The following is a 7,276-nucleotide window of genomic DNA, read 5'->3' on the forward strand; positions in this document are numbered from 1 at the left end:
GGTCATCGCGTCGCAAGTCGACCACACCGACGTCGGGCAGTGCCGGCCTGCGCATCGCCACATGCCGGGTCAGCACGTTGCGCGCGGAATGCCCGTCGGCGTCTTCGGCGGCGACTTCACCCGCGTCGATCAGGGCCTCCAACAGGCTGTGATCGCGGGTCAGGTGATGGAGTTGCGACGCGCGATAGAGGTAGGCGCGGCTATCCCCCAGATGGGCGATCAGCGCGCGCGAACCCGCGATGACGGCGGCGACCACCGTGGTGGTGGCTCCCGCGATGCGGGAATCGGTTTTCCCCTTGGCGCGCAGGTCATCTGAGAGTTCAGCGACCGCGCGGCCCAGCTGTTCGGATGCTGCCGCATCGTCGAGCTCGACCGGCTTGAGATGCCGCGCCAGATAGCCCGGCAGCAACTCGACCACCATCTGAGCGGCCAGCGCTCCGTCACTGCTGGAGCCCACGCCGTCGGCTACCAGGAACAGACCCTGCTTGACATCCACGGTCCAGCGGTCCTGGTTGCTGGATCGCTTGCGCCCGATGTCGCTGAGGCCCGCGTAATCGACGGCACCCATGGGATTCACATCGCCCTGCGCAGCGCCGCGGACAGCTCGGCCGCCGACGTGACCGTGATGGCCGGTCGATCGATAAGCGCTTCGTCGATGACCGCCGCCAGCCGATGCGGGATGTTCGGGTCACGCTCGCGAATCGGCACCGGGTCTTTGTCCAGCACCACCCGGATCGGGTCGTCCCGCTTCCCGAAATCGCGTGCGTACTCGCCGGTGAGCATGAAGTACAGCGACGCGGCCATCGACCAGACGTCCACGTCGGGCTTGGCGTACTTGTACTGGATGAGCTGAGGACGCGCCATGAACGGCATCGTGCCGCCGACCGACCCAGTCATCGTCATTCCCGACAGGCCGGCCTGATCGAAAGCCTTGGACAGCCCGAAATCGGCGAGCTTGGCGACCAGATCGCGCCCCCTGCGGGCCAGCAGAATGTTGCCCGGCTTGATGTCACGGTGCACCAGCCCGACCGCGTGCGCGTGGCCCAGCCCCTCGAGGGCTTCGAGCATCATGGGCACCGCACGACCCGGGGGCAGCAGGCCCTCAGTGTCCATCAAGTCGTCGATGCTGCCCGCTGCACAGTATTCACTGGTGAAAAACCATGCCGCCCCGACCCTTCCGGATTCCCGGAAGGACACCACGTTGGGATGGTCGAGCGATTTGATGTTGACGATCTCACGCTCGAACATCGCCCGTGACCGCTCTCTGACCGCCCCCTTGGCCCACAGCATCTTGACCGCCACCAGCTCACCGGAGGCCTGGTGACGCGCCAGATAGACCACGCCCTGGCCGCCGTCTCCGAGCTTCTTGACCAGCTCGTAGCCGGGGATCTCGGGCAACGCGTCTTCCGCCGACGGGGCGAACCGGCGCAGCAGCTCGTCGATCGCCGCACCGCGATCGGCCTGACACCGGGCACACACCGCGTCACCGGAGGTGCCCTGCGGGTCGCCGTTCAGTGGTCCCCCGCACGACGTACACGCCGTCGGCTCCTGCGTCCCCGCCAGTGTCGAGGGCGGCGGTACGGTGATACTCACTTGAATTACTGTGTTGCCCAACCTGACTTGATCACCATCAACCAGATCGCGCTCCGGAAAGGTCAGCCGTGCACCCTCCTCGGGGCTTTGTCCGACTTCGCGGCGGCCGATCTCCTCTTCGTTGACGTAGGTGCCGTTGAGGCTGCCGAAATCGCGCACCCGGATGTCGGGTGGATTGATGTCGAACAAGCAATGATGGCGCGACACAAGCTGTTTGGAGTCGGACTCGTCGATACGCGGATCACAATCGTCGGCCCGCCCCACGATCGCGACCGCGCGCTCCTCGTACCGGTAGCGCACGCCGGTCCCGGGGCCTTCCACCACTGACAACGTCACCACCGGGCCCGAGTCACCCGACCGCTCGCGCCCCTTGCCACCGGCGTCGCGCACATCGTCGGGCCGCTTCGCCGGTCGCCAACCACCAGAGTCGGCAGTGCTCAGCTGGGCGATCGCCTCCGCCTTGGACAGGCCACGCAGCCGCTCCGCACCGTCCAGATGTTGCTCGCAAAACACCGCATATCCAGGGTGGATCGGACCGAAGAGGAGTTCCTCCGGCGCCTGCCAATCGGGCTCATAGTCCGCGAACTGCACCGCACCAACGGGCCAGCGGTCAATGCCGCGCGCAGTACAAACCGCACATCGGGGCCTCGCGACCATCAATTCCCTCCCGCCATCTCGCACCGTTAACAAAGCGTATTCGCTGTCGTCGACAGCGAAACGCAAAGTGCCGTGAACATGCAGGAACGTGGCCGCCGGTCGGGGCACTGGTCGGCGCCGCTAGGCGGTGCGATCCAGCCAGTGTTCCAGCGTTTGCGCCGACGGCAGGCTGATCGCCTCGTTGATCTTGTCGAACAGGTCGGCTCCGCAGCTGACGGTGCGGCCGATGAAATCGGTAAGCGCCTCGACGTGGATGCCGTCGCGCACGGGATAGCTGTTCTCGCCGACCACACCGACCTTGTCGGGCGTCGACGTCTCGCGCACAAACGCCTTGGGCCAATGCGTGTCGCGATTCCAGTCGTTGACCAACTCCATCAACCGGGCACGCTCCGCAGCAGGGTAATTCACGCCGGGACTTACCGAGACCACCAACACATCCCCACGCGAACCACTGATCCGGACGTTCACCTGCAGCGTGCCGTGCTCGGCACCGAACAGCACCAGGAAGTCCTTACCATCACCACCGCGGTAGAACCGCCATCCGCGCGCGTCCAGGCAGCGTTCGATCAACTCCGGACTCAACGATTCAATCTGCACGACTCCTCCAAAGTCTCGACTCTGACCAATACCGGATCAGGGTGAGCTCACCGGCTCAGGAAATTCTCAAGACGGCACCGGGGCAGCAACGGCCAGAATAACGTGGTTTCTTATGTCGCGGACTCACCGATAACCTCGTGGAACAATTTCGACGTCATGGGATTCATCGACAACACGGAAACCATTGAGCCGGTTACTGATTCGCGGTATCTGACCAGCATTCAGGCCGGCTTCGAGCCGTGCAGCGGAAGCGTCGGCGCCGGGGTCAGCTGAGCCCCGGCAGTCGCTCACGCCTCTTGCAATGGCACCTTCGACTGGTCCGCGACATCCACTTCATGCCCTTCGTCGGACGACATGGAAGCGGCCTCACCGCGCGCCAGCATCACCGTCGCGACGATCACCGTCACCGTCGCCGCGATCAGCAGAGCCCACTTCGGGCCGTCGGCGTTCAGGGTCTCCTTGAGCACGGTGAGCCCCAACGCGACCGCGACCACAGGCTTTGCCACGGTGATCGTCGGTAGCGAGGCGGTCAGCGAGCCGGCGCGGAACGCGGACTGCTGAAAGATCATCCCGGCCACCCCGGCGAGGATCCAGAAATAGAACTCCCAGGTGTGCAGCAGGTGGCCGCCACCGTGATGGACCACATTGACGATGGCCTTGGTCAGTACCGCGAACACGGCCAGCGCCGACCCGGACACCGCTCCCAGCAGCACCGCCGCGACCGGACGGCCCCGCCATATCCGGGCGCCCAGCACACACAACGCCAGCGCGGGACCCAACACGATGGCCACGATGATCCAGTCCTCCACCGCGCCGCGGTCGTGTTCCTCCTTCGGATGCCCGACCGCAATCACTACCGCCAACGCCGTGGCCAGCACTACCGCCCACATCCACTCGAAGTTGGTGATGCGATGTTTGGTCACCTGCGCATAGATGGGCATGGCGAACAGCAACACCGTCACCTGCAGCGACGTGACCAGCATGACCGAGCCGTGGTCCAGGGCGATAGCCAGGAAGATGTAGCTGGCGACGTCGCCCAGACCACCCAGCCACCACTGACGATTGCGCACCAACATGCTGAACAGCTTCAGGTGGCCGACTTCGCCTTCGGTGATGTGCTGAGCGGACCGTTGCCGGATCACACTTCCGACCGCGGCCGAAAACGCGGCGCACAGGGCAAAAATCGCCGGGATGACTTCCGCCTTCAACATCGGTTGACCTCCTCGCCGACTTCCCGCCCCCGAAACCGCTCCGCACACTCGCTATTAACCGGCAGTTTCTTAGCTGTGACTCTAGTGCGGCCGCGGCCCCCGTGCGCAAAAGAATGCTCAGCAGGGCCGCGCGCCCAAACTTCCTCTGATACCTAACCTCAATGATCGGGGCATCAGCCGCCGCCAGTGCCATAGAACAGCAGATTTGATACCCGACCGTCACATCCCGCACACCAGACGGGCGTGTTTGCCCAGCTCGCCAACCGGTATCCACCTCCGCCAGCGGCGCGTATGGCCGCCGTGACAGCAGGTCAGAGCGGAAATTTGGTATCGGTGAGCTGCTCGGACAGCTCCCATAGCGCGGCGGCGGTGGCTGCCCGCTTAGCCGTCAAGTTGCGCCAGGTCGGCTGGGTGCGGCCATACAGGCCGAACCGCGGTCCCACGAAGGTGTTGCCGGGCAGATCCTCAGCCACCGCGTACAACGTTTGCCGGGCGCCGAAGTCGGCATCGGTGGACACCAGCCGGTCGGCGGCCAGTACCACCGCGTCGCCGAACTTGCGGCCGGAGTTGCCCTGCAGGTTCGTGTGCGACCAGCCCGGGTGGGCGGCCAGCGCCCGCACCGGAGAGCCCGCGGCATCCAGGCGTCGCTGCAGCTCGCTGGTGAACAGCAGGTTGGCCAGCTTGGACTGGCCGTAGGCCAGCCACGCCGAATACCGCCGCGACTGCCAGTTCAGATCTTTGAGGCTGATGTAGCCGATGTTGTGCAGCAGCGAGGACACCGTCACCACCCGCCCGGTGAGCTTGGGCAGCAGCAGGTTGGTCAGCGCGAAATGACCGAGGTGATTGGTGCCGATGTGCCGCTCGAACCCGTCGACGGTTCGCGCGTGGTTGACGGCCATGATGCCGGCGTTGTTGACCAGGACGTCGACCTCGGCCACGTCATCGGCGAAGCTCCGCACCGAGGACAGATCCTGCAGGTCGAGGTCGCGCACCTCGACGTCCCCGGTCATCCGCGCGGCGGCGGCCGCACCTTTTCCGGTGTCACGCACCGCGAGGATGACGTGGGCGCCGACCCGCGCCAACTCGCGGGCGGTCAGCTCACCCAGCCCGGCGTTGGCACCGGTGACGACGGCGGTGCGTCCGGCGAACGACGGCAAGTCTGCCGCGGTCCAATCAGGCATGGCAGCCACCCTAACGCGAGGTTTCGACAACGGCTCTGACGGGGATTAGTCGTATGAGTTAACACACGTGCTGTTCCCGGCGTGACACCGACATCGTGGCGGGTATCGTGCTGGGATGGCGCGCGGCATCCCACCTGGACGCCCCAGTCACCTCCCGAGGAGGACTCAATTGGGCCGCGATGTACCCGCCGATCGTCACCGCGACGACTCCCATCTGCCAGCCGGTGACCGCGGATGTATGTAGGCGTCATCTTCAATCCGCACGCACGCAAGAACCAGGGTGCTCCCGGACGCAGCCGAGAACTGCGCAACATCATCGGCAAGTGGGGCGAGGTGCATGAAACCCATTCCGCCGGTGATCTGCGTGAGGTCCTGGGCGACCTGTGCACCCGCGCCACCCATTTGGTGAGCGACGGCGGCGACGGGTCGCTCAACTGGTTGATCAACGAAACCCAACACTGCATCAGCGATCCGGACGCATGGCCGACATTCGTACCCAGCATGGGTGGCAGTGTCAACGCTGTCGGACGCAAGGCGGGAGTAGGCGGGCGACCCAGAGACGTCCTGCGCGCCCTGGCGGCGGCCGCCGAGACGGATCAGCCCCCGCCCGAAGTCTTCCTGGACACCCTGACACTCGACGGCGAAACCGCCGACGGCGCGCAGTTCCATCGGCTCTGCTTCGGGCTGGCCGCCGGGGGTGTCGGCAACCGCTTCTACGACAAGTACTACGACAACCACACGCATGGCCGGGCGGACGTCGTCAAAGTGATCGGCCGCACCTTCCGCGACTACATCCGCGGCAAGTTCGTCCACACGGAAACGCCCAACTATGCAACCAGTCTGTTCACTCCGACGCAGGCCCGCGTCGTCATCGACGGCCAGGAGATCCCGACGCGGACACACCGGATCCTGCACGCCGGCGCGATCGACCTCCATATCGGTGCCGGATTCCGCCTCTTCCCGAAAGCGGAGAAACCCGGCGCGCTGCATTTCCAAGCCGGGAACCTCAGGCCCTCGCTGATCGTCATAAAGTTTCCCGCGGCGCTGCGCAGCGGCAAGCTGAGCGGCGGCCAGGTGACCGACGTCAACGGCGAGGAGATGATCATCGAGGCCGAGGATGAGTCGCTCTCGCCGATCATCGATGGCGAGCGCTTCGTCGACATCGTCAAGCTTGTGGCCAGCGCCGGGCCGCGCATCCGGGTGGCCCAGGTGGGTGGGCTATCGCCAGGTGGAGTCACACCGCAACGCGCACAATCGGACTAACCGTTAAGGATCAAGACCCACTCGGGGCCGAGTGGAGCAGGTATCCCCCTATCACGAGCGTGATTATGGTCAGCCCCAATGCCAGCGTCGGCCATATCCACATGACCTTGCGGCGCAGGCGAAGAGTCCGCTTTGGTCGCTGAACGGCAGTACGGTCTGCGCTCCGTACGTCGTCTGCGGTGGTGACGCCGTTTGCCGAGGTGACGGCGCTGTCGTTGTCGTCGTCGGCGGTGTCGTTGTTTCCTGCCGTGAGCGTCCCGCGCATGCGCTCAGGCCAGTGGCGGCCACGGTGATCACGATGACCGCGTTTCTGCCACCGCTGCCCAGCACGGCGTCCTGCCTCGCCACGATCAGGAATGCTAGTGATTCGCGCCACCCCGCACAGTCGATCCTCCAAGCCGCCCCTGCCGTGCGTGGGGCGCCAACCTGCCGGTCTGCTGACAAAGCAGTCGAAATATTGATGCTGCAGCGCTGGCGTCAGTATGTCAGTATGTCCGTAGATTTTTGATGCCCTGCCGTACTGCGGCGACGGGGTGGCGTGGGCGATGGGGGGCCATGCGCCGCGCTCCAAGTGCCTCGGATAGCGGTTGCTACAGCGCTGGGTTCCGGCAGGGTATCGAGCATGAATGCCGCGGACTTCTTGTTTGCGGATTGAGTTTGGGGGTGAGTACAACAATGGCTGCGATGTGTGGTTTTCGGGTCACCGCGGGCGACCGTTCATTGAGTACTGAAACGCGGAGATGCGTATCTCAGTATCGGCGTACTGATCGGCTT

6 protein-coding genes and 1 pseudogene are annotated in these 7,276 nt (G+C 65.0%); 2 read left to right on the forward strand and 5 right to left on the reverse strand.

The annotated features are described in order from the left end of the window. From VML93_RS26110 to VML93_RS26120, 3 genes are all read right to left on the reverse strand, one after another. The coding region (locus VML93_RS26110; RefSeq protein WP_325615167.1) for a PP2C family protein-serine/threonine phosphatase at positions 1–568 on the reverse strand (568 nt) is incomplete at its 3' end. 5 nt (positions 569–573) lie between these two features. Further along, positions 574–2,184 carry a protein kinase domain-containing protein gene (locus VML93_RS26115; RefSeq protein ID WP_325615168.1) on the reverse strand — a complete coding sequence of 537 codons (1,611 nt, stop codon included), beginning with the start codon at positions 2,182–2,184 and terminating at the stop codon, positions 574–576. A gap of 186 nt (positions 2,185–2,370) precedes the next feature. After that, the gene (locus tag VML93_RS26120) at positions 2,371–2,847 is read right to left on the reverse strand and encodes a YbjN domain-containing protein (RefSeq protein ID WP_325615169.1); all 477 of its coding nucleotides are present in this window, start codon (positions 2,845–2,847) and stop codon (positions 2,371–2,373) included. A gap of 90 nt (positions 2,848–2,937) precedes the next feature. Between VML93_RS26120 and VML93_RS26125 the strand changes: the two are divergent. Beyond that, positions 2,938–3,120: pseudogene (locus tag VML93_RS26125) on the forward strand (GH12 family glycosyl hydrolase domain-containing protein); the annotation flags it as partial. A gap of 14 nt (positions 3,121–3,134) precedes the next feature. On the opposite strand, the gene VML93_RS26130 reads toward VML93_RS26125, so the two are convergent. Further along, positions 3,135–4,058 carry a DMT family transporter gene (locus tag VML93_RS26130; protein ID WP_325615170.1) on the reverse strand — a complete coding sequence of 308 codons (924 nt, stop codon included), beginning with the start codon at positions 4,056–4,058 and terminating at the stop codon, positions 3,135–3,137. Positions 4,059–4,369: 311 nt separating this feature from the next. Continuing rightward, complete coding sequence (locus tag VML93_RS26135) at positions 4,370–5,239, reverse strand: oxidoreductase (RefSeq protein ID WP_325615171.1); 870 nt, start codon at positions 5,237–5,239, stop codon at positions 4,370–4,372. Between the two features lie 234 nt (positions 5,240–5,473). Between VML93_RS26135 and VML93_RS26140 the strand changes: the two genes are divergently transcribed. Next, entirely contained in the window at positions 5,474–6,502 is a 1,029-nt protein-coding gene (locus tag VML93_RS26140; protein WP_325615172.1) for a diacylglycerol kinase family protein, read from the forward strand. The last annotated feature ends 774 nt before the right edge of the window (positions 6,503–7,276 follow it).

The organism is Mycobacterium sp. (assembly GCF_035499775.1).
GTDB lineage: Bacteria > Actinomycetota > Actinomycetes > Mycobacteriales > Mycobacteriaceae > Mycobacterium.

What these genes read in the sequence shown, in the direction of transcription:
- VML93_RS26130 (WP_325615170.1), bottom strand. Translation starts at nt 4,058, where the DNA reads ATGTTGAAGGCGGAAGTCATCCCGGCGATTTTTGCCCTGTGCGCCGCG.
- VML93_RS26135 (WP_325615171.1), bottom strand. Translation starts at nt 5,239, where the DNA reads ATGCCTGATTGGACCGCGGCAGACTTGCCGTCGTTCGCCGGACGCACC.
- VML93_RS26140 (WP_325615172.1), top strand. Translation starts at nt 5,474, where the DNA reads ATGTATGTAGGCGTCATCTTCAATCCGCACGCACGCAAGAACCAGGGT.